The organism is Kribbella sp. NPDC050281, from assembly GCF_040655855.1.
Taxonomy (GTDB): domain Bacteria; phylum Actinomycetota; class Actinomycetes; order Propionibacteriales; family Kribbellaceae; genus Kribbella.
The window spans coordinates 38,944-61,571 of the sequence record NZ_JBFAKS010000029.1 but is presented as its reverse complement, the minus strand read 5'-3'; the positions used below and the strand labels follow the sequence as shown (position 1 = coordinate 61,571).

At 67.4% G+C, this 22,628-nt stretch carries 18 protein-coding genes; 13 read left to right on the top strand and 5 right to left on the bottom strand.

Annotation, left to right across the window (positions count from 1 at the left end; all coding sequences use genetic code 11):
• Window positions 1-50: 50 nt before the first annotated feature.
• The 10 genes from AB0I34_RS28235 (at window position 51) to AB0I34_RS28190 (ending at window position 12,237) form a co-directional block, all read left to right on the top strand.
• Window positions 51-1,349 (top strand): ADP-ribosylglycohydrolase family protein, encoded by a 1,299-nt coding sequence (locus tag AB0I34_RS28235; RefSeq protein WP_360450704.1) that lies wholly within the window; start codon window positions 51-53, stop codon window positions 1,347-1,349.
• Window positions 1,339-2,238 (top strand): ribokinase, encoded by a 900-nt coding sequence (locus AB0I34_RS28230; protein ID WP_360450701.1) that lies wholly within the window; start codon window positions 1,339-1,341, stop codon window positions 2,236-2,238. Before AB0I34_RS28235 ends, AB0I34_RS28230 begins: the two co-directional genes overlap by 11 nt.
• On the top strand, window positions 2,235-4,223 hold the full coding sequence (locus AB0I34_RS28225; protein ID WP_360450698.1) for an SUMF1/EgtB/PvdO family nonheme iron enzyme: 1,989 nt from the start codon (window positions 2,235-2,237) through the stop codon (window positions 4,221-4,223). The genes AB0I34_RS28230 and AB0I34_RS28225 overlap by 4 nt, the downstream gene beginning before the upstream one ends.
• Window positions 4,220-5,407 carry a CoA transferase gene (locus AB0I34_RS28220; RefSeq protein WP_360450695.1) on the top strand — a complete coding sequence of 396 codons (1,188 nt, stop codon included), beginning with the start codon at window positions 4,220-4,222 and terminating at the stop codon, window positions 5,405-5,407. The genes AB0I34_RS28225 and AB0I34_RS28220 overlap by 4 nt, the downstream gene beginning before the upstream one ends.
• A 24-nt stretch (window positions 5,408-5,431) precedes the next feature.
• Window positions 5,432-6,259 (top strand): CoA ester lyase, encoded by an 828-nt coding sequence (locus AB0I34_RS28215; RefSeq protein ID WP_360450692.1) that lies wholly within the window; start codon window positions 5,432-5,434, stop codon window positions 6,257-6,259.
• A 9-nt stretch (window positions 6,260-6,268) separates the two neighbouring features.
• On the top strand, window positions 6,269-7,864 hold the full coding sequence (locus AB0I34_RS28210) for an NAD(P)/FAD-dependent oxidoreductase (protein WP_360450689.1): 1,596 nt from the start codon (window positions 6,269-6,271) through the stop codon (window positions 7,862-7,864).
• Window positions 7,865-7,993: 129 nt separating this feature from the next.
• Window positions 7,994-8,401 (top strand): TIGR03668 family PPOX class F420-dependent oxidoreductase, encoded by a 408-nt coding sequence (locus tag AB0I34_RS28205; protein ID WP_360450686.1) that lies wholly within the window; start codon window positions 7,994-7,996, stop codon window positions 8,399-8,401.
• Window positions 8,402-8,429: 28 nt separating this feature from the next.
• Window positions 8,430-9,665, top strand: a complete 1,236-nt coding sequence (locus tag AB0I34_RS28200; protein ID WP_360450683.1) for a DUF6596 domain-containing protein — start codon at window positions 8,430-8,432, stop codon at window positions 9,663-9,665.
• Between the two features lie 47 nt (window positions 9,666-9,712).
• Complete coding sequence (locus AB0I34_RS28195; protein WP_360450680.1) at window positions 9,713-11,032, top strand: acyl-CoA dehydrogenase family protein; 1,320 nt, start codon at window positions 9,713-9,715, stop codon at window positions 11,030-11,032.
• Window positions 11,032-12,237, top strand: a complete 1,206-nt coding sequence (locus AB0I34_RS28190) for an acyl-CoA dehydrogenase family protein (RefSeq protein WP_360450677.1) — start codon at window positions 11,032-11,034, stop codon at window positions 12,235-12,237. The genes AB0I34_RS28195 and AB0I34_RS28190 overlap by 1 nt, the downstream gene beginning before the upstream one ends.
• Window positions 12,238-12,275: 38 nt before the next feature.
• On the opposite strand, the gene AB0I34_RS28185 is transcribed toward AB0I34_RS28190, so the two are convergent.
• The 3 genes from AB0I34_RS28185 to AB0I34_RS28175 all read right to left on the bottom strand — a co-directional run bounded on the left by AB0I34_RS28185 (window position 12,276) and on the right by AB0I34_RS28175 (window position 16,619).
• Window positions 12,276-13,577 (bottom strand): site-specific integrase, encoded by a 1,302-nt coding sequence (locus AB0I34_RS28185; RefSeq protein ID WP_360450674.1) that lies wholly within the window; start codon window positions 13,575-13,577, stop codon window positions 12,276-12,278.
• A gap of 1,646 nt (window positions 13,578-15,223) precedes the next feature.
• A complete protein-coding gene (locus tag AB0I34_RS28180) occupies window positions 15,224-15,508 on the bottom strand; it encodes a hypothetical protein (RefSeq protein WP_360450671.1) in 285 nt (94 codons plus the stop codon).
• Window positions 15,509-15,887: 379 nt separating this feature from the next.
• A complete protein-coding gene (locus AB0I34_RS28175; protein WP_360450668.1) occupies window positions 15,888-16,619 on the bottom strand; it encodes an amidase domain-containing protein in 732 nt (243 codons plus the stop codon).
• 102 nt (window positions 16,620-16,721) lie between these two features.
• Here AB0I34_RS28175 and AB0I34_RS28170 point away from each other — a divergent pair, with 102 nt between their 5' ends.
• On the top strand, window positions 16,722-17,483 hold the full coding sequence (locus AB0I34_RS28170) for a helix-turn-helix domain-containing protein (RefSeq protein ID WP_360450665.1): 762 nt from the start codon (window positions 16,722-16,724) through the stop codon (window positions 17,481-17,483).
• A gap of 429 nt (window positions 17,484-17,912) precedes the next feature.
• On the top strand, window positions 17,913-19,511 hold the full coding sequence (locus AB0I34_RS28165) for a family 20 glycosylhydrolase (RefSeq protein ID WP_360450662.1): 1,599 nt from the start codon (window positions 17,913-17,915) through the stop codon (window positions 19,509-19,511).
• Between the two features lie 44 nt (window positions 19,512-19,555).
• Here AB0I34_RS28165 and AB0I34_RS28160 read toward each other — a convergent pair whose 3' ends face one another.
• Both AB0I34_RS28160 and AB0I34_RS28155 read right to left on the bottom strand, forming a co-directional pair.
• Window positions 19,556-19,771, bottom strand: coding sequence for an NPCBM/NEW2 domain-containing protein (locus tag AB0I34_RS28160; protein WP_360450660.1), 216 nt, complete (start codon window positions 19,769-19,771; stop codon window positions 19,556-19,558).
• A gap of 16 nt (window positions 19,772-19,787) precedes the next feature.
• Window positions 19,788-20,924, bottom strand: coding sequence for an ROK family transcriptional regulator (locus AB0I34_RS28155; protein ID WP_360450657.1), 1,137 nt, complete (start codon window positions 20,922-20,924; stop codon window positions 19,788-19,790).
• Window positions 20,925-21,014: 90 nt separating this feature from the next.
• On the opposite strand from AB0I34_RS28155, the gene AB0I34_RS28150 reads away from it, so the two are divergent.
• Window positions 21,015-22,301, top strand: coding sequence for a DUF1479 domain-containing protein (locus AB0I34_RS28150; RefSeq protein ID WP_360450654.1), 1,287 nt, complete (start codon window positions 21,015-21,017; stop codon window positions 22,299-22,301).
• Window positions 22,302-22,628 lie beyond the last annotated feature (327 nt).

Sequence of the window (22,628 nt, the reverse complement as noted above, 5' to 3'; positions counted from 1 at the left end):
CGAACCAGGCACACGTTTCGCGTGATGCAACAGGGGAAGGAAGAAGCCCGATGAGACTGACCTGGGTGCAGCCGGAGGATCTGCTGCCGCACCAACTGGTCCAATCGCGATCCGAGGGTGTCGACGTCGCCGACGTCGAGTCGCGCTGGCGTGCGGCCGGCGGTACGACGGACGCCCCGGCGTCGGGTGCATCGGACGAACCGGCCTCTCCCGAACTACGGACTCTCGCGCGCGAGCTGCTCGCCGAGCTGGACGCACGCGCGGAGGAGTGGCACGAGCCGGTGATCCCCGAGTTGCCGTCGTTGGGCCAACCGGCGGACCTCGAGCGGCGGACGCTGAACGCCTGGCTCGGCCGGGCCGCCGGGAACCTGCTCGGCAAACCGGTGGAGAAGATCCCGCGCGAGGGCATCCGGGAGATCCTGCAGTCGTCGGGCCAGTGGCCGCTGTCGCAGTACATCACGGCGGTCGGCGTACCTGAGGACGTGCAGAAGAGGTGGCCGTGGAACAAGCGGTCGAAGCCGACCAGCCTGCGTGAGGTCATCGACGGGATGCCTGAGGACGACGACCTCAACTTCGCCATCCTGGCGCTGCAACTGCTGGAGCGGCACGGCTCCGCCCTGACCACCGAGGACGTTGCGCAGGCCTGGCTGAACGATCTTCCGGCCGGGCGAGTGTTCACCGCCGAGCGTGTTGCTTACCGCAACCTTCTGGAAGGTGTGGAGCCGTCCAGGGCGGCCTTGGTCGGCAATCCGTTCCGGGAGTGGATCGGTGCTCAGATCCGGACCGATGCCTACGGCTGGGCCCATCCGGGAGACCGCACCGCGGCCGCCCGGGTCGCGCTGGTCGATGCCCGGTTGAGTCACACCGGCGCGGGCGTCGACGGTGCCCTCTGGGTCGCGGCGATGTCCGCCGCCGCGCTGGTGCTGGACTCGCCGAGCGAGGTCGCCCTCGCCGGGCTCGAGGTGGTCGCGGCGGACGGAGCGATCGCGCGAGCCGTTCGCTTCGGGCTGGGTCTCGCCGACCGTCCGCTGGACGACGCGCTCGACGCGCTGCATGTCGAGTACGGCGACCTGCACTGGGTGCACGCGGTGAACAACAGCGCGCTGACGGCGTACGCGCTGACCGCTCCGGACTTCGCCACCGCGGTCGGCCGCTCGGTGATGGGCGGGTGGGACACCGACTCGGCCGGGGCGACGGTGGGGGCGGTGTTTGGCGCTGTGCGCGGGGTTCCGGCAGAGTGGTCCACACCACTTGACAACCGGGTGGCCACGAGCCTGCCGGGGATGAACCAGATCGCGATCGACGAGCTGGCACTGAGGACTGTGGAGGTGGCCCGGGGTGGAGCCTGATGTTGTCGTCGTAGGTAGCGCGAACGTGGATCTGGTGTTGCCGGTCCAGCGGATCCCGCGCCCCGGCGAGACGGTGCTGGCGGGAGTGATGACCCGCGGACCGGGCGGCAAGGGCGCCAACCAGGCCGTCGCGTCCGCGCGGGCGGGTGCACGGACGGCGATCGTCGCTTCGCTCGGTGACGACGACGGTGGTGCGCTGATGCGCGACGCTCTCGGCAGCTCGGGCGTCGACCTCTCGCTGGTCTCGGTGACCTCCGCCCCGACCGGTACGGCGATCATCACGGTCGACGAGAGTGGCGAGAACTCGATCGTGGTCGCCCCCGGCGCGAACGGCGAGCTGTCGCTGTCCGACGCGGCGGCCGCTGCCGTCCGCGCAGCGAAAGTCGTTCTGGCCCAGCTGGAGATCCCGTTTCGGACCGTGCAGGACGCGGCGGCGGCGAGTTCCTACTTCATCCTGAACGCGGCGCCGGCGGCCGAGCTGCCGGACGAGCTGCTCGCCGAGGTCGACCTGCTGGTGGTCAACGAGACCGAGGCCGAGGCGATCGCGGGCGCGGACCGTTCCGCGCTGCTGAAGAAGGTGCCGGCCGCGGTCGTCACCCTCGGTGCCGCCGGCGCGGTGATCCTGACGCGCGGCGACGACGAGATCGCGGTTCCCGGCCTACCGGTCGACGTGGTCGACACGACTGCCGCGGGCGACACGTTCTGTGGGGTGCTGGCGGCAGCATTGTCTGCCGTGTCAAATACCGGAGCGATTACGTCGAGCGACCTGACGAATGCGGTCCGACGCGCTACCGTGGCAGCGTCATTGAGTGTTCAGGCGGCGGGGGCGATTCCCTCGGTGCCTCACGGGGATGCAATCGACGCGCGCTACGCGGAGGTGTACCTGTGAATCCGCTCGAGCCGCGGCCCATCGATCTGCCCGCCCGGGTGGATCTGGGGCTTCGGGCCGACCTGTCGTTCCTCGACGACGCCAAGATCCTCGGCGCCCCGGAGGACCCGGCCGACCTGCCGCGGTGGCGCGCCAAGCTGGCCGAGTGGCTGATCGGTGCCTACGACCGGACGCCGTACGACGGCTCCCACTACGAGGTCCCCGGTCGCGAATGGACCCAGACGGCGTACTCGGTGGCGCTGGTCTGGCTCTGGGACGACCAGTTGTACGACGTCGAGACCGGTCGGTTCACGCCGGAGAAGTTCGTCCAGCACGGTGTCGCCGACTTCGGTGGGTACGACGCGGTCGTGCTCTGGCACGCCTATCCGGTGATCGGGATCGACTCGCGCAACCAGTTCGACTTCTACCGGGACGCGCCCGGTCTGCGGCAGCTGATCGACGACCTGCACCGACTCGGGCTGAAGGTGTTCTTCGACTACAACCCATGGGATGTCGGCACCCGCCGGGCGGCCCGTTCGGACGCCGAGGAGTTCGCGGCCCTCGTCACGGAGTACGACGTCGACGGGGTCTTCCTGGACACCTTGAAGGAAGGCGACCCGGCCTTCACCCGCGCGCTGCGCAAGGCGAATCCGGCGATCGCGCTCGAGGGCGAGTCGCGGTTGCCGATGGCAAGAATCGGCGACCACGCGCTGTCCTGGGCGCAGTGGTTCGCCGACACCCGCGCGCCCGGCATTCTGCGTGCGCACCTGTTCGAGCGCCGGCACATGATGCACCACACCCGCCGGTGGAACCGCGACCACAGTGACGAGTTGCAGTCCGCCTGGATCAACGGCGTCGGCATGCTGGTCTGGGAGTCCGTGTTCTCGGCCTGGGTCGGCTGGAACGCGCGGGACCGCGCCACGCTGCGGCGGATGGTCGCGGCGCAGCGGGCGTTCGCGCCGGTGCTGCTCAACGGCGACTGGATCCAATTGACCCCGGAGATCCCGGACAAGGCGCGCGAGCACGGCGTCTACGGTTCGCGGTTCGACCTGGCCGACATCACCTTCTGGACGCTGATCAACCGCGACGAGGAGGACTTCGACGGCATCGTGCTGCGCTCGGAGGATCAGGTCGGCGACTGGTACGACGTGACGTCGGGCGTGCCGATCACCTCGGACGACGACGGAGTCCATCTGGTCGTGCCGGGTCGAGGCGTCGCCGGGATCATCCGGGTGGGCGCGACCGCCGGCTCGTCCTGCCGGTCGACCGCCCGTCGGCTCGGCACGATGCCGCGTCCGCATCTGAAGGACTCCGCGTTCCCGATGGCGCCGGCCCGGCGGGTGCCCGTTCCCGAGGTTTCCGGTGACGCGTCGCTCGGCCCGGTGGTCGTCGTACCGGCGGAGGAGCGGGTGCTGAAGGTGCGGCATCGGCGTCGTGAGACCGGGTTGTACGACCAGGCGCCGTATGTGGAGGAGTGGAAGCCGCTGCCGCCGCGTCTGCACGACCTGCGGACGGAGACGCGCGAGGTCTCGCTCTCCGGTGTCTCGGTCGCGACGACCGAGGTGACCAACGCGCAGTACGCCGCATTCCTCGCCGCGACTGGCTACCGTCCCTTGGTGCCGAACCGCTTCCTCGCGCACTGGGCCGATGGCGCGCCCGCCCCGGGGACCGAGGACCAGCCGGTGACGTACGTCGATCTGCCGGACGCGCGGGCGTACGCGGCCTGGCGTGGTGGGCGGTTGCCGACCGAGGACGAGTGGCAGCTCGCCGCCGGGCTGGACGGGTTCACCCGCGCCGAGCCGCTGGTGTGGAACCTGACCGAGAGCGAGCACCGGGACGGGCGAAGCCGGTTCTGCATCCTCAAGGGCGGTTCGCACTATGCCGCCGAGGGCTCCGACTGGTACGCCGACGGCGGTCCGCAGGAGCCGGACGTGAGCTTCAAGCTGGTGCTGACCGGTGGTGGTCTCGATCGCTCGGAGACCATCGGCTTCAGGTGTGCGGGATGAGGGCTGCTCCACTTGACGGCGTGAAGGTCCTCGAGGCGGCGACGCTGTTCGCGGGGCCGCTGGCGGCGACCTTCCTGGGTGACTTCGGGGCCGATGTCACCAAGATCGAGCACCCGGCGCGGCCCGACGCCGCCCGGACGCACGGCGCATCGAAGGACGGCGTCGGGTTGTGGTTCAAGACCCTCGGGCGGAACAAGCGGATCGCGACGCTCGACCTGTCCCGCGGTCGCGACGTCTTCCTCGACCTGGTGCGCACCCACGACGTCCTGGTCGAGAACTTCCGGCCGGGCACGCTGGAGCGCTGGGGGCTCGGGCCCGACGTGTTGCTGGCGGCGAACCCGCGGCTGGTGATCGCCCGGGTGACCGCGTTCGGGCAGGTCGGCCCGTGGTCGAGCCGGCCCGGATTCGGGTCGCTGGCCGAGGCGATGAGCGGGTTCGCGGCCGTCACGGGTGAGCCGGACGGGCCGCCGACGCTGCCGCCGTTCGGGCTGGCGGACGGCATCACCGCGCTGGCCACGGCGTACGCCGTGATGGTCGCGCTGCGCGAACGGGATCGGTCCGGGGCCGGTCAGGTGATCGACCTGGCGATCATCGAGCCGATCCTGATGATGCTCGGTGGTGGGATCACGGCGTACCAGCAGACCGGGTACGTCCAGCCGCGGTTGGGGAACCGGTCGTCGAACAACGCTCCCCGCAATGTCTACAAGACCGCGGACGGGCGCTGGGTCGCGGTGTCGACCAGCTCGCAGAGCATCGCCGAGCGGGTGGTGACGCTGGTTGGTCGTGCGGACCTCGTGGCGCAGCCGTGGTTCGCCACCGGGCGCGAGCGGGCGCAGCACGCCGACGAACTGGACGAGGCGGTCGGGTCGTGGATCGCCGAGCGGCCGCTGGACGAGGTGATGGCGGAGTTCGAGAAAGCTGAGGCCGCCGTCGGTCCGGTGCACGACATCCGCGGAATCATGACCGACCCGCAGTACGCCGCGCTGCACACGATCGTCGCGGTGGACGACGACGAGCTCGGCGGACCGGTGCAGATGCAGAATGTGCTGTTCCGGTTGTCCGAATCGCCGGGGTCGATCCGCTGGGCCGGGCGGCCGCACGGCGCGAACACCGACGAGGTGCTCGCCGAGATCGGAGTCAGTCCGGAGCAACTCGCTGCGCTGCGCGCGGCCGGCGTGGTCTGACGCTGATGCCTGAGGGGGCTTGACGTGCTGACCGCACTGTATGTACCTGCCAACCGGCCGGACCGGTTCGCGAAGGCTGTTGCCGCAGGCCCCGATCTGGTCGTGTTCGACCTGGAGGACGCGGTTCCGGTCGACGACAAGGTGGACGCGCGCGGCTGGGCTGTCGCCTGGATCGCGGCGAACGCGGCTGGTTCGGTGGAGGTTCGGATCAACGCGCCCGGGACGCCGTGGATCGAGGACGACCTGGCCGCGGTGGCCGTCCTGCCCGTGATCCGGATCCGGGTGCCGAAGGTGGAGAGTGCGGGCCACGTCCACTCGATCCTGGAACAGGTGCCGACGGCAAGGATCACCGCGCTGATCGAGTCGCCGCTCGGTCTGGAACGGGCCTTCGAGATCGCGTCCGCGGATCCACGGGTGGTGGCGGTCGCGCTCGGCGAGGCTGATCTGGCGAGTGCACTGGGTGTGGACGGATCGGCAGGATTGGCGTGGGCGCGCGGACGACTGGTGTCGGCGTCGCGGGCGGCCGGGCTGGGCGCTCCGATGATGTCGGTGTATCCGCGGGTCAACGACCTCGACGGATTGCGGCGGACCAGTCTGGAGGGCCGTGCGCTCGGATTCGTCGGGCGTACGGCGATCCATCCGCGGCAGCTGGCCACGATCGTCGAGTGCTTCACGCCGACCGCCGTACAGCTCGCCGAGGCGGAGGTTTTGCTGGCCGCGGTCGACAAGGCCGGGGTCTCCGACGGCGGCGTCATTGTCCTTCCGGACGGCCGGATGGTCGATCCCGCCATGGTGGGGCGCGCCCGGGAGCTCAGCACCCTGATGCGGGAGATCGAGTCCAGGTCAAGTTAGGCTCGACATATGCTGCCGCGCAGTGTTGACGCCGTGGTGATCGGCTCGGGGCCGAACGGCCTGGTGAGCGCGATCGCCCTTGCCGACGCGGGCTGGGACGTGCTGGTGCTGGAGGCCGCCGAGACCTTCGGCGGCGCGGTCCGCTCGACCGAGGACGACGGCTGGATCAGTGATCGTTTCAGTTCGAACTACCCGTTGGGCGTGGCGTCGCCGGTCATGCGCGCGCTGGAGTTGGAGAAGTTCGGCCTGAAGTGGGCGCATGCGCCGCTTCCGCTGGTGCATCTGCTCGATGCCGAGGAAGGCGACTCGGTCGCGATCCATCCGGATCCGGAGGACACCGCGAAGTCGATCGGCTCCGACCACCCGGGCGACGGCGAGGCGTGGCTTCGGCTCTACCAGCAGTACGTCGCGATCCGCGAGCCACTGCTGAAGTCATTGCTCACCTCCTGGCCGCCGGTCGTGCCTGGCATCAAGCTGGCGCGCAAGCTCGGGTCCGCGGGTGAGTTGCTGCGGTTCGCGCGGTTCATGGCGATGCCGATGCACCGGATGGGCAAGGAACTGTTCGCCGGCCCGCGCGGAGCGGCGTTGCTGGCGGGCAACGCGCTGCACGCCGACTCGCCGCTGTCCGGCAGCGTCAGCGGCACGATGGGCTGGCTGCTCGCGATGATGGCGCAGGACGTCGGCTATCCGGTGGCTACTGGGGGATCGAGCGCATTCTCGGGCGCTCTGGTCCGTCGAGCCGAGCGCGCGGGCGCCCTCCTCGTCTCAGGTACTCCGGTCTCGGCGATCGACGTGTCATCCGGGCGAGTGACCGGCGTACGGACGGCATCCGGGGAGACGGTCGCGGTGAGCCGGGCAGTGATCGCGGACACGTCTGCTCCGGTGCTCTACAACCAGTTGTTGCCTGGCGCAACGATCCCCGCCGGGTTGCGGCGGGATCTGGACGAGCGGTTCGAGTGGGACTACCCGACGGTGAAGCTGAACTTCCGGCTGAGCGGGCCGATCCCGTGGAAGTCGGCCGAGGCGCGATCCGCCGGGGTGGTCCACCTCGGTGGGACGGCGGACGAGCTCGTGCATCTGTCCGCCGACCTCGACACCGGCCGGTTGCCGTCGCAGCCGTTCCTGCTGATCGGCCAGTCCACGAAGTCGGATCCGTCCCGGTCGCCGGAAGGGACCGAGGCCGTCTGGGCGTACTCGCACTTGCCGCGAGGGATTGCCGACGATGAGTCCGCCGGCAAGCTGGCCGGCCGGATGGAACGCGCGATCGAGCGCTTCGCACCGGGCTTCGGTGAGCTGATCATCTCGCGTGATCTGCAACGGCCGAGCGCCCTCGAGTCCGGCAACGCGGCCCTCGGCCTCGGCGCTCTCGGCGGCGGCACCATGCAACTGCATCAGCAGCTCGTGTTCCGCCCGACCATCGGTCTGGGTAGTCCGCGCACCTTCATCTCCGGTCTCTACCTGGGCAGCTCCGCCATCCACCCAGGCGGCGGCGTCCACGGCGCCTGCGGCCACCTCGCCGCGCGCACCGCCCTCCGCGACGCCTCGATCATCGGGCCTCTCACTCGGACCCTGCCCACCGCAACCCTCCGCCACCTCCAGCGTTGACCGCCTCCGCGAAGTGGGCCGGTGGCTAGCGGCTTGTGGCACCGCTGGCGGGTTATACGGCGCCAGCGGTGAAACAACCCGCCAGCGGTCTGGCCGGGCGCTGTGGTGGGGCGGTTTAGGGTCGGGAGTATGCGACTGGATGAGGCGATGTGCCGGGCGCGGGTCGCGGCGGCGCGGGTGGGGCGGTTGGCCACGGTCGGCGATGACCGGCGGCCGCACGTCGTACCGGTGACGTATGCGGTGCGCGGGGACGAGTTGTTCATCGGGATCGATCAGAAGCCGAAGACGACGATCGACCTGAAGCGGTTGCGCAACATCGCGGAGAACGCACGCGTGGCGGTCCTGGTCGACCAGTACGACGAGGACTGGTCGCATCTGTGGTGGGTGCGGGTCGACGGCGTCGCGCGGGTGGTGGACGCCCGATCGGCGGCACTGGAGTTGCTGGTGGCGAAGTATCCGCAGTACGAGGCGGACCCGCCGCGTGGACCGGTGATCGGGATCCGGGTCGATCAATGGTCCGGGTGGTCGTACTCCTGACGCGTAGGGTGCTGGGAGGGAGGTGCGGATGACGCAAGTGGAGGGCTTGCTGCGCGAGCTCGCGCCGCAGGTGCTGGGGTTCCTGGCGCGGCGGCACGGGCAGTTCGATCTGTGTGAGGACGCCGTCCAGGAGGCGTTGCTCGCGGCCGCGACGCAGTGGCCGGCGGACGGCGTACCGGCGAATCCGCGCGGCTGGCTGATCACGGTCGCAACGCGGCGGCTGACCGACCAGTTCCGCAGTGAGGCTGCGCGCCGCCGCCGCGAGGACAGCGTCGCGTCGATGGCCGGGCCGGAGGAGTTGGTTGCCCCTGGCGCCGATGTCGACACGGCTCCGGACGAGGACGACACGCTGACGCTGCTGTTCCTGTGCTGCCATCCGGCCGTCACGCCGGCGTCGCAGGTCGCGCTGACGCTGCGGGCGGTCGGCGGTCTGACCACGGGCGAGATCGCGCGGGCGTTCATGGTGCCCGAGGCAACGATGGCGCCGCGGATCAGCCGGGCGAAGAAGAGCATCAAGGCGGCCGGGAGCCGGTTCGAGATGCCGCCGGAGGAGGAGCGCGCGGACCGGCTGCGGGTTGTCCTGCAGGTGCTGTACCTGATTTTCAACGAGGGATACACCGCCAGTTCCGGCGAGGAACTGCAGCGGCTCGACCTGACCTCCGAGGCGATCCGGCTGACCCGGATGCTGCGGACGGCGCTGCCCGATGACGGTGAGGCTGCGGGCCTGCTGGCGTTGATGCTGCTGACGGACTCCCGCCGTACGGCGCGGACGACCGCCGATGGCGGCCTGATCCCGATCGACGAGCAGGACCGCGCGCTCTGGGATCGCGAGCAGATCGAGGAAGGCACCGCGCTGATCCTCGCCACACTGGCCCAGAGTGCGGTCGGCCCGTATCAGGTGCAGGCCGCGATCGCCGCGGTGCATTCCGAGGCGCCGAGTGCCAACGAGACCGACTGGAACCAGATTCTCTCGCTGTATGTGCTGCTGGAGCGGCTTACGCCGAATCCGATGGTCACGCTCAACCGGGCGGTCGCACTCGCGCAGGTGCAGGGTCCGCAGGCCGGTCTCGACCTGCTCGCCACGCTGGACGGCAACAAGAACATCACCGAGACCCACCGTCTGGACGCCGTACGGGCGCATCTGTATGAGCGGGCGGGGGAGCCGGCGAAGGCGCAGGAGCATTACCTTGCCGCGGCCCGGCGTACCACCAGCCTGCCGGAGCAGCGCTACCTCCAGGCGAAGGCGGCGGCGATCTCCGTGTGACTGCGGTCACGTGACCCGGGTTGTAACTTCGGTTTACAGTAGCGGGTATGAGCCTTGACGAGCGGACACGCGCGCGGGACCGGGGGCGGCGGGACGCGATCGGGGTGGGGGTCGCGCTGCTGAACCGGCTCGCCCGGTCGCGGACGATCGATCGGTTCGGGTTGCGGAAGCAGACCGAGCGGGTGGTGTTCGAGGCGACCAAGACGGGGTTCCGGACGGCTGGGGCGCTGTCTCGGAGTTTCTCGGCGGCGTCGAAGCTCAGCAAGCCGTCCCGGCTGCCGGCAGCGCGAGGGAGCGGACGCTTCGACCTGACGCCGACCGAGGACCAGCAGATGGTGGTCGAGGTCGTGAAAGAGTTCGCCGCCGAGGTACTGCGTCCTGCGGCTTCAGCAGCGGACACCGCGTGTACGACGGATCCGAAGGTGCTGGCCTCGTCGGCCGAGCTCGGGCTGAGTCTGATCGAGGTGCCGGAGGAGCTCGGTGGCATCGTCACCGAGCGGTCCGCGATGACCGGCGTACTGGTCGCCGAGGCGATGGCGCACGGTGACATGGGTCAGGCGGTCGCGTCCCTCGCGCCGGCGGCGGTGAGTACGGCGATCTCGTTGTGGGGTGACGAGACGCAGCAGGCGACGTACCTGCCTGCGTTCACCGGGTCGTCGGTGCCGGCGGCGGCGTTGGCGATCTTGGAGCCGCGGCCGTTGTTCGATCCTTTCGACTTGCGGACCACGGCCGTCGGCGGGCGGTTGAACGGCGTGAAGTCACTGGTGCCGCGTGGTGCTGAGGCTGAGTTGTTCGTGATCGCGGCGCAGTTGGAGGATCAGGGGCCGGCGCTCTTCCTGGTCGAGTCCGATCATCCCGGCGTGACGATCGAGGCCGAGCCGTCGATGGGGCTGCGGGCGGCGTCGCTCAGCCGGGTGATCCTCGAGAATGTGCCGGCGGTGCAGTTGGGCACGCTCGACGACTACGCCGACTGCGTGCGGCTGTCGCGGCTGGGCTGGTGTGCGTTGGCATTGGGTACGGCGAAGGCGGTGCTGGACTATGTCACGCCGTACGTCAATGAGCGGACGGCGTTCGGTGAGCCGATCAGCCATCGGCAGTCGGTGGCGTTCATGGTCGCGAACATCGGGATCGAGCTGGAAAGCATGCGGCTCGTGACCTATCGGGCCGGATCGCGTGCGGAACAAGGGCTTCCGTTCGCCCGCGAGGTCGCGCTGGCACGGCGGTTGTGCACGGACAAAGGCATGCAGATCGGGACGGACGGTGTGCAGCTGCTCGGCGGGCACGGGTTCGTGAAGGAGCATCCCGTCGAACGCTGGTACCGCGACCTGCGAGCGATCGGCGTCATGGAAGGCGCGGTGCTTGTCTGATGATCAACCTCGAGACGCCACGGAAGTTCCGCGCCTTTGTGAACCAGGCGCATCAGGTCGCCGCGGAGATGCTGCGGCCGAACTCGCGGCGGTACGACCTGGCTGAGCACGAGTACCCGGTCGAGCTGGACATGCTCGCGGCGATGGTCGACGGATTGGGTGCCTCGGGCACCAGTTCCGGCGCGGGCGCGGCCGGAGTACGACGTACTGCCGCCGGTGAAGATGTTGTGAACGGATCGAACCTGTCGTCGGTGCTGTCGATCATGGAGATGTGCTGGGGTGATGTCGGACTGCTGCTGTCGATGCCGCGGCAGGGTCTCGGCAACTCCGCGATCGCATCGGTTGCCTCGGACGAGCAGTTGCGGCGATTCGACGGTGTGTGGGCCGGGATGGCGATCACCGAACCCGGGTGCGGATCCGACTCGGCGAACATCCAGACGACCGCGCGCCGCGACGGCGACGACTACATCATCGACGGCGAGAAGATCTTCGTCACCGCGGGCGGTCGCTGCGACGCCGTGGTGGTGTGGGCGACGCTCGACAAGTCGTTGGGGCGGGCCGCGATCAAGTCGTTCGTCGTACCGAAGGACACATCGGGCATGACGGTCGAACGGCTCGACCACAAGCTCGGCATCCGCGCCTCCGACACCGCCGCTCTTCGCTTCGACAACTGCCGCGTGCCCGCGGCCAACCTGCTCGGCTCACCCGAGATCGACGCCGACAAAGGCTTCGCGGGTGTCATGCAGACCTTCGACAACACGCGTCCGCTGGTCGCGTCCATGGCCGTCGGGTGCGCCCGTGCGTCGCTCGAACTCACCCGTGAACTGCTGGCCGACACCGGGGTCGAGATCGACTACGACCGCTCCGTCCACCTCCAGCCCGCGGCCGCGGCGACGTACCTCCAACTCGAATCCGACTGGGAAGCCGCCTACCTCCTCACCCTGCAAGCAGCCTGGATGGCCGACAACGGCAAGCCGAACTCCCTCCAAGCCTCCATGGCCAAAGCCAAAGCCGGCCGCTCCGCCAACGACATCACCCTCCGCTGCATAGAACTCACCAGCACCCTCGGCTACTCAGAACACGAACTCCTCGAGAAATGGGCCCGAGACTCCAAAATCCTCGACATCTTCGAAGGCACCCAGCAAATCCAACAGTTGATCGTCGCCCGCCGCCTCCTGGGCAAGACATCCTCGGAACTGAAATAGCCCTATCTGTAAGGGATTCCGGCCTACGCGGCTGTTCGTCAGATCAGGCCCGGGCCAGCATCGAACGGTCCGTCCTCGGGGCCGTGATCACCTCTGCTCCGTCCCTGCTCCGTCAGCTGCTCCAGTCGGCGATCCACTGCCTGCCGGGCCTGGTCGTAGGACGATGGGAGCATATGGGTGTACATCTGGAGCGTGAACCCCTGGTCGTGGTGTCCGAGGTACTCCGACAGCTCCTTGATGTTGATCCCGTCCGCAAGGGTGATGCTGGCGAAGTAGTGGCGCAACGCGTGCAGACCGCTAGTGCGGTCGGCCTTGTAACGTCGACGACCTCGCGTGTCCTTGACCGGTGGCGGGATGACACCAGCCATCACGAGTGCGGGTTTCCAGACCACTAGGTCGTACAGGCGTGCGCGGAGTTGCCTGCTGTCTGACCAGATGAACAGGAGAGCGTGGTCCTGGATCTCGCCGTCGAGCTGCTCCCACGGCAGCGAGACTGTCGTCGTACCGAAACGTGCGATGTGCTCCCTGACCATCTTCGCCAAGGACGCTGACATCGGCACGAGGCGTTCTCTGTCGTTCTTCGGCAGCGCGAAGACATACGCTTTGCCGAGCCGCTTTACCTGACGCCGAACCCGGATGACGAGTTCTTCGAAGTCGAAGTCGTCGACCGAGAGCCCGAACATCTCGCCCTGACGCAGGCCTGCTGCCGAGCCGATGATGGGAATGAGCCCGAACTCCTCGGGGTGTGGCTCGATGATGCTGTCGACCGTCTCGTCCGACCACGCCACGACGTCGGACAATCGTCTCGCCGGCTTCTTGACGATCCTCGACTGGCCCGGGGTGCGCTTGATGAGCTCGTCGGCGACCGCGAGCTCGAGGCACCCGTTGAGGATCAGGCAAGCGCTCCGAGCCGTTGAAGGACCGTATGCGCTGATCAGATCGGTCAACCAGACGGCGATCTCCGACGGCAGGATGCTCTTGACCATCCGCCGCCCGAACATCGGCTGTACATGCAGCCGCCACTTGGACTCGTACAGAATCTCAGTAGCCGGGTCGACAGTCCGCGACCCCATCCACCGCGGCCAGATCTCGTCGAGCCGCACCTTGCCGGCGTTGGGATCCAGATAATCCCCACGATCCCGATCCGTCTCCATGCCCGTGGCGTACTGGACCGCCCTGACCTTCGTCTCGAAGGCCCGCGACCTCTCCTTGCCGTGCGGATCAGTCCAGACCCCCAGCCACCTCTTCCCCCGCCCCCACCGCTTCTCATCCCGCTCCCGCTTCACCGTCCCATCGGCCTGCTTGACTGCCTTCGTCCACTGATCCTTCGCGAACGCCACCCACAACCTCCTCGATCGTCGAGCACCAACGCTGCTCAACGTTCGGGGAGGCGAAACTTCAGATCTGGGCTCTGTGGATAACTCAGTGCATTGCGGCCTCTCGAGACGACACTGATGCGGCCTGTCGATCGACGATCAGCGAGACCTGGGCTGTCGTTTTGCGCAGCGCCTCGACAATCCGCGGATGGTCGTGGGCGCGAAGCGACAAGAGCTTGACCGTTGGCTATGGATCAGGAGCACACAGACTCGAACCCACTGATTTGCGGCCGAGGATGATCGATAGTTGCGGCCAGTTCGCAATGTTGGCCGTGACCTGCGGATTCTCGAGGTGCGGGTGTGCAACGACTCGTGTTGTTGACCATCGGTTCTCGCTGATTCAGGTGCGTAAAGGGTGAGTGGCGAGGGTAGTCGACGGCATGCGAGGCGTCGGAGTCTCGCGGCCATCAGACCGGCACCAGCATCATCGAGGAGTAGAGCATCTCTCCGAATGGGGTACTAGGCAACAGACCGCCAAAAGCTCGACCATATATGTCATCCCGCACTGTCGGCCGCTCTCCGCACCTTCTGAGAATCCTGGCTGTCAAGAGGCCGCCCTGAGTCCGGCCAGTGACGCAGGAAGTGGAGAAACCGGACAGCTTCCTCGACCCGCTGCTTGATCGACTTGAGGGCCGCGAGGTCATAGGTTCCGGCGATGCCCGTGAGTGCCGGCGTTGACGATCCCGAACGGGTCACGCCTGAGCTGTCCATGGTCATCACCACCGCCGACTCCCCAGCACCATGTGTACACCGCCATCGTGTTCTGCAGACCGTCCCCGCCGCCGAGACCCGCGGCAGAGGCTGTCGGAGATGAGCCGGCAGGTCCTCGGCAGCCTCGACCGGATCATCAGCGCCCTCGAAGTCGACGACAGCTACGTAGACCAGGGCAGTGGCGATGAGAGCTGACGACACGCTCCACCTGACCACAGCAGACGCCTGGGGTCAGTTTCCATCTGCCGTCGACAACGGTGTCGACTGCCGAAACACAGTAGAACTCCTGTGCTCACTGCTTGGCGTAGCTGTCCCCTTGGCAACCATCGGTCATCGCGGCGTAGTTTGGATGGGGAGTGGTAGAGATCCCGGGTCAAGAGTGCGCCGTGCGCCCAATCGCGTCAACGTCTGCTTTCTGCTGGCGACCTTGCTTGTTGAGGCTCCATGTTTGGAGTTTGGGCATACCTGCCCCGGCCGCAGATGGCAGCGATATGCTCGGGTCAGACTCATCCAGCTCGCCTAGGCCGCCTTCGTCGGATGGCGGCGTGCGGCCCGGGGTGTTCGAACGTGGCACGTGCCGGAGCGGTGGGGTCGTACCTGATCGGGACGCGCCGGCCCGTATGGGGAACCTCTTCGTTGAGCGGCAGCTCCAAGTCGGTCTGGATGATCGATGTGCCGACTGCGAAGCGGACCCGCAGGAAGATGCGTTGACGGACACGGAGTGTCGAGATCACCTCAGCGTCGGTGCGGCTCCAGTGTGCAAAGTCCGTGTCCGCGTGCAATGGGTTATGCCGCGCGGCTCTCTTGAGAATGACCGGCATGCCGGCAGCCATAGCCGCGCCAGCCAGTACGAGAAGCACGAAAGTTTTCATGGTGCTGCAGCTCCTTTCGCGGCCTGGCTACGGCTCCGAGCCAGGCGCGAACGTCCAAGTGAACGTGGAAACCTTCCACTGTCCGTCCGCGTCCGGATCCAGCCCGAGCATCACCTGCAGGGTGTTCTTGGGCGTAGCAACGATCCACCGGCCGTCAGACTGCCGCTGCGCGACCGACGACCACATGGTGGCGACCGCGTGTACTCGTGCATGCTGGCCCTCGATGCTGAGTGAATCGATCGCGACGCGGGAGACTCCGCCATCGAGACTCCTGAAGGCTGGGCTTGCGCTGGCCTGCCGGATCGCGTCCACCAGACGTACTTCCTGGAGCGCCGCAGTCCCGGTGAAGTTGCGGCCTACAGTCGCGACCTTCGTCGCTCGTCCTGTGGCTGAGCTTGCGGCTGGTGGTTGTCCCTTCTGGAGGCCGACGGCGGTGGTCGGTTGCCGGAGGCTTGAGGTCTGGTGGATCGCCGGCGTGGACGATGCATACGCTTGCTGGTGAACGACTAACGCACCGATCGTTGCCGCGGTCACCGCAGAGGTGGTCTCTGCGCTCCCTGTCTGAGCATCCCGGGCACCATGCTGCGTCAGGGCGGACATCGACAGACCGATGGCCCCGATGACGCCGGCAGCCGCGAACGCCGGAGCAGTGAGTCGATGAAGCCTTGCTACTGAGGGGGTCACGCCGAGCTCACCTGTTCCTCGAGTCGATATGCATGAAATGGATAGTGGTCGAAGCCCATTGGCTGTTGTACGGACGCAGCGACCAGAAGGCGTGTCGGCGGTCGTTCGTGTGCTGGTCCACGTAGTTGCCGCTCCATCCGCTGGTGGGATCGGTTCCCCACCCGACCTGCATCGAGACGTGGTCGAGCGAGCCGTCGCTTTGCCAGTCGTAGTACAGAAGATCTCCTGTCACGACAGCGTCCGGTGTCCAGTAGTAGCTCGCGCTACCGGGCGCGGTGCCCTGCTGCCATCCTCCTGGATAGGTCGCGTTCAGAAAGTAGAAGTTGTCCTGGGCAACCGACCAGGAATGGCTCCAGCGGAAGCCCGACGCGGCGCTCCACGAGGCCCACCAGAGGGTGTCGTCGGTGCTGCTGCGATTCTGGCCGATATAGGAGAAGCCGCCTCCTTGATGCATGGCCTGAGAAACGAAGTTGGCGCAGTCGGAGGTGAAGATCGGATAGTTTCCGTTCCGGCCCAGGGCCCAGGCGTCCGCATAGGTCGCCGCCCCTTGCCCGTTGTAGGCCTCGGCTGGCAAAGTCGCCGACAGAAGTGCTGTCACGCCCAGCGTCATCGCGACGCCGGCGCCCCGCAGGACACGCTTCCTTCTGAGTCTGGTCTTCACTGTGGTTCCTGTTCTCTCGAACGGATCGTCGTGGGTCGGCCGATCAAGACGACGGTCGCACGAGGTGCTGCCGTTCATCACGAAGACCAACCACCGACCAGATCAGCGCCGCCAGAGCTTCCACGGCATTGCACTGATTGGCATACTGATTGCCCAGCCTTAGTTGTGCGGCGGTAACCGATGGATGTCTTGGACAGCAATAACCCGTCACCGGAGCAGACTGTCGGAGCGGCGCTGCGCGCGGCTCGACTGACAGCCGGGCTGAGCCTGCGCGAGATGGCACGCCGGCTGAACTACTCTTCGCACTCGGTCCTATCGGAGTACGAGAACGGCGCGAAGATGCCGTCCGAAACGGTCGTTGAGGGATATGAACAAGTGCTTGCCCTACCTCCCGGCACACTAACCAGAATCCTGGAGGCCGCCAACATCACTCAGCACGGTGACGCGTGGCCCAAACGCCGTACCCATGTGCCGGGCGTTGCTCGGTCTGCCACCGGAATCCCGTCGACGGCGAACGCCGCTGCCTCTCCCTGGCCGTCGACCTCGGTAGTCGATGGTGCGGATCCTGATCAGGCAGGCTGTTCCTGGGACGCCATCACGATCCACTCGCGCCGAATCGCACTGGCCGCGGAACGATCAATCGTCGGTCACGTCGAGCTGAGATTCAGCCACTCGAGGTATGCCGCGTGGGGCCGCTTCAAGGGGTACGCACTTCTGGATCACCTCGCGACGCCGCAGCAATCCGTCGAGATCCTCATCGAAGTCATCCGCAAGAGCGACGGCAAGTGTGTCCCGTACCGTCAGGACTACGCATTCGACCTGCACTGGGGCGACATCGTGGTCGGCGACCGGGGACTCTTCCAAGCCCGCGCGGCAGTGCTGGTCGCTGACAGCCTGATTGCCCACGGTGAGACCGATTGGTGCAACCTCGCGGTTACTTGAACGAGTTCCAGAGGCCCGGTCGGAGCATTAGTGAAAAAGCGTGTCGCCTGGAAGCTTCTCTCCGCGCGCAACGCGACGGCCTCAGCTTGAGTGCGACCGCATCGTGCTTCGCAAGGGAAGGTTTGAGACGACGATGTATCCCCTCCTCCGCGCTCGGGCGCACAGGAGTCACACGCGAACTAGTCACAATCCCAGACGGTGGACACGTGTTTGATCGCGAGGCCGAACTGGATTCATCACTGGTCGGGGCGCGCTCGCACGAGCGATCGACTCTTGTCAAGCCACGTAACCCAAGGCGGTGTGGCTGCGGCCTTACGCTGAACGCGATGTCACCATCAAACGGCGAATTGGCAGAGTCGGAGAGAATCCGCCAGCGCCGGGAAGTACGCTGCCCACAATGCCAGCCGGCCCACGTCTGTCGGGAGCCTCATGAACCTGCCGCTCATCCCCGCACCCGCCACAACGGCCACGGCCGGCGGGACCTTCGCCGTCGGCGGCACGGTCGGCGTCGTCGTTCAGTCACCTGAGCTCGCCGGCCCCGCCGCGCGCTTCATCGAGGACGTCCGGCTCGACTCTGACGTCGTACTCTCCCGTGAAGCAACCGGCATCACGGTGCTGATCGACTCGACCGGCCTCGACGAGGTCGCCCCCGCCGCGGGTCTGCGGGCCGACAATGCGAGCGCCGACGAACGATACGGACTGGAGATCACCGGCGAGGGAGTGCGCGTCTGGGGTCCGACGGCGGAGGCGGTGCATCGCGGGCTCACTTCGCTGCGGCAGCTCATCGCGGCCCACGCACAGGACGGTGTCGCGGCGTTGCCGACCGCCCGCGTCGTCGACGGGCCCCGGTTCGCGTGGCGAGGGTTGTCGATGGACGTCGTACGCACGTTCCACGCACCCGACGTGGTCCGCCGGGTCATCGACATGCTCTCGCTGTACAAGCTCAACGTGCTGCACCTGCACCTCACCGATGACCAGGGGTGGCGGGTCGAGGTGCCGTCACGACCGATGCTGACCGATGTCGGCGCGAAGGGCGCGATCGGCGACCGCCCGGGTGGCTACTACACCCAGGACGAGCTGGCGGAGCTGGTTGCGTACGCCGCCGAGCGGTTCGTGACGGTGGTTCCGGAGATCGATATGCCCGGGCACACCACCGCGGTGTTCAGCGCGTACCCCGAACTCGCGCCGGCCGAGCTGCGGTCGGTCGATCTCGGCAACGGAACCAGCATCCCGCTCAACACCCTCGATCCGGAGCGGCCGGAGATCTGGTCGTTCGTCGAGGACGTGCTGGATGGGGTCATTCCGCAGTTCCCGCAGAGCGCGTATGTGCATATCGGTGGGGACGAGGCGTGGGGCATGGCGGACGAGGCACACGCGGCGTTCGTGGAGCGGACCGCCGCGCTCGTTCGCGCGCGTGGGAAGCGGGTGGTCGGCTGGCAGGAGATCGCCCGGGCGTCGATCAGTTCCGACGACGTGGTGCAGTACTGGCTGGAGCCGCGCCAGCTCGACTTGATGGACGATGACGCCGCGAGCTCGACGCTGCCGCCGGACCTGTTGCCGGTCCTGGTCGAGCACATGAAGAAGGCCGAGCAGGACGTCCCGCGCGCCCTCGCCCACGGATCTCGCCTGCTCCTCTCGCCGGTGAGCCGTCTGTACTTCGACTCCCCACACGCCGCCGAATCATCGGATCCCGCCCAAGAGGAACTCCGCAAACGCGTCGGCCTGCCGTTCTACACCCCGATCTCGGTCCGCGACGGCATCGACTGGAACCCCACCGGCATCACACCCGGAGTCGACAGCGACGCCCAGATCGTCGGTGTAGAAGCAGCCATCTGGTGCGAAACCATCACCACCCCAGAGGAGCTGGAGTTCATGCTCCTGCCCCGCCTCCCCGGCGCCTCCGAAAAGGGCTGGTCGCGCACCCCCACCGACTGGCCCGACTACGCCAGCCGCCTGGCCCCGCACTCCACCACTTGGCGCCACCGCGGTTGGATCTGGTTCCAGTCGTCAGAGATCGACTGGGCCTAGCCGGAGGGGCAGATCGATGACCGGTCCGCCCTGCAGATGTGACTTCAGCAGCTGGCGGTCGGTGCCGCACATTCGGCGCGGTCGTTGTATCCACCGTCACCGCCGTCGCCCCCGACCAGATCTAGAACGCGTACGCCGGCCAGGTCCGCATCGACCTGTTCCGGGGCGAAGCGGTCGACGACCCCGCTGTCGAACAACACCTTGCCGTCGCCAACGACCTGGAACGTCGACGCAAACCTCGTGCTGGACCGATCGAGCACTTGAGTTGTGCTGCGACTAGATCTCGTGGGCTGTTGTGATAATGGATTTGCGTAAGCGGGCGAGGGCGTCGATGCGAGCACCGACGAGCGATGCTTCAGTGGTGAGTTCAGCGGCCCGTATCGGAACTGGGCGGGGGAGATGGGTAGCCGCGGCGGTGATGGCGTCAAGGATGACGGGATGGCTTCCCCACGGACCGCCGATGATGACGGTTTCGGGATCGGTCAACGCGACGATGGCCGCAAGGACCCCGCTAATCGCTTGCCCTAGAGCCTGGCGCACTACAGCACCGGCCTGTTCATCGGTGGCTTCGGTCAGGAGGCGGTCGACGTCGATCGCAGTGGAGTCGGTTTGGCGTAGGTCGAGGTCGCCGAAGATGTCGATGAGGCGGGTGGCGCGACCGTCGGGGCCGATGGTGATCAAGTGAGAGATCTCGCCCGCCGTGCCAGCGTACCCTTGCCGGATCTGCCCGTCGCTGACGACGGCACATCCAAGTCCCTCACCGAGGAAGACGTAGGCGAAGTCGCGTAGGTCGTGGTGGTGGTCGCGTTCGGCCTGGGCGGCCCAGTTCACGTCGTTGTCGACGACAATTGGTCCGCTCACCTGTGACGCCAGCAGGTCGGCCGGGTTGAGCTCGCCGAGCGGGAAGTGCTGGTCGGGGACCTTGATCAGCCGAGCGGTGGCGCGCTCGACCGGTCCTGCGGCGCTGACAACCGCGAGCCGAGCAGGCCGTGCGGCCTGCCGGCCCGCCCGCTTCACAGCCGCGTTCACAGCCACTGCAACGGCGTCCGGTTGCGCCGGTCTGTCGATCTTCTGCTCGGCCCGCGCAAGGTTGTCGCCGTACGCGTCCACGCATTCGGCGACGATGCCTTCGGGGGCGATGCTGAGCGCCAACGCCACGCCGACGTCATCAGCGAGCGCGTAGTACGACGCGACCCGGCCGCGCCCGCGCCCGCCCACACTGCGCTCGCCGGTGTCGGCCACGACGCCCGCGTCTGTGAGCCGGCGCACGCTCTCACCCATCGTCGGCTTCGAGAGTCCGGTCTCGATGGCGAGCTCCGCCCGTGTCATGCGCCGGCGCCGCATCAAGGCCGTGAGCACATGCTCGTCGGTCAGGCTGCGCAGCAGTTCGAGTGAAGGCTTGGCAGGATTCACCCGATCATTCTAGACAGGAGTCTTGGCTAGAAAGCTGCAGGCGCCCTAGAGTTGCCTTCAAGTAATGGGTCGGGACCAGAAGGAGCCGCCATGTCAGCAGATCCCGCGATATTGCCTGCCCTGCCGCATTGGGATCAGACGCCGGCCGACCTGCCGACGGCGATCAAGGAGATCAAGGCGGCCCTGCGCGCCCGCATCGCAGCGTCCGGACGCACGGTCGAGGAGGTCTTCGCAGTCATCGAAGACGGCGTCCGTGCGGAGGTCGAGGAGATCAAGACAGCGCGGGGGAACGGCGTACCGGTCTGGCCGGTCATCGACTACGCGGACATCGCCGCGGGCACGGTCTCGGCAGAACAGCTGGCTCTGCTGCGTCGGCGGGGTTGCCTGGTCGTCCGCGGGCACTTCGAGCGGGATCAGGCGCTGGCGTGGGACCGTGATGTCGTCGAGTACGTCGACAGCAACGACTTCTTCACCAACTACCGCGGCCCCGGGGACGACTTCTTCGGCAGCGTCGGCTCCAAGCCCGAGATCTACCCGATCTATTGGTCACGAGCTCAGATGGAAGCCCGGCAGAGTGACCGGATGGCGCACGTGCAGGCGTTTCTGAATCATCAGTGGGAGTACAGCTCCGACGGCGTCCAGTGGTTCGACCCGGACCAGGACTCGCTGTACCCGGACCGGATCCGGCGCCGTCCACCGGGCACGAACTCCGGCGGTCTGGGCGCCCACCTCGACCCCGGCACGCTGGATCTGTGGATGACAGAGTTCAACCAGAAGGCGTTCGCGCACCTCTTCGACGGCAGCGTCGAGCGGTACGACCCGTGGCAGGCCGCACACCGCACCTCCGGCCGGCAGTACCCCGGTACGACGATGTGCTCGGCGTTCCGCACCTTCCAGGGCTGGACCGCCCTGTCCGACATGGACCACGACCAAGGCGTCCTGCACACCGTGCCGATCGCCAAGGCGATGGCTTACCTGATGCTCCGGCCGCTACTGCCCGACGTCCCGGAGGACGACTTTTGCGGCGTCACCGTCAACCAGGTCTTCCCCGTCAGCGAGAAATGGCACCCCTTGTTGCTGGAGGCCCTCACCGGTATCCCCGACGTCAAAGCCGGCGACTCCGTCTGGTGGCACTGCGACATGATCCACAGCGTCGCCCCCGTCACCAACCAGCAAGGCTGGGGCAACGTCATCTACATCCCCGCCGCCCCCTGGTGCCCCCGCAACGAGAGCTACGCCACCGAAGTCCGCAACGCCTTCCTCACCGGTTCCAGCCCCAGCGACTTCCCCGCCGAACACTACGAACGCACCTGGCCCAACCGCTTCCAGGTCGACAACCTGAACCCCACCGGCCGCCGTGGCCTCGGCCTGACCTGACCTGACGAGCTGGCGGACTGTGGGAGAGTGCGGGGAGCCTTCCCCATCGCCTGGCTCGGCAGACCTTCGGCCCGCCGCTCGTTGCACCTGTGGCTCGCCAGTGGAGGCCCCGTGGTCCCCTGGGGTGTAAGAGCGCTGATGCTGGCGTCCCACGACTGGCGCCTGATCGCTGCCCGCCCTGGGAGCACTCACCAACGAGGTCCTGGCCGACCGCTTCCTTGGCGGAGCAACTCGAGGCGAGCAGGTTCTGCTCCATCACTCCGCGACCTTGGCTGAAGTGAGGCCGGTATTGAGCGGTGGTCCGTTGTGGTCGCAGCCGGCGTCTCG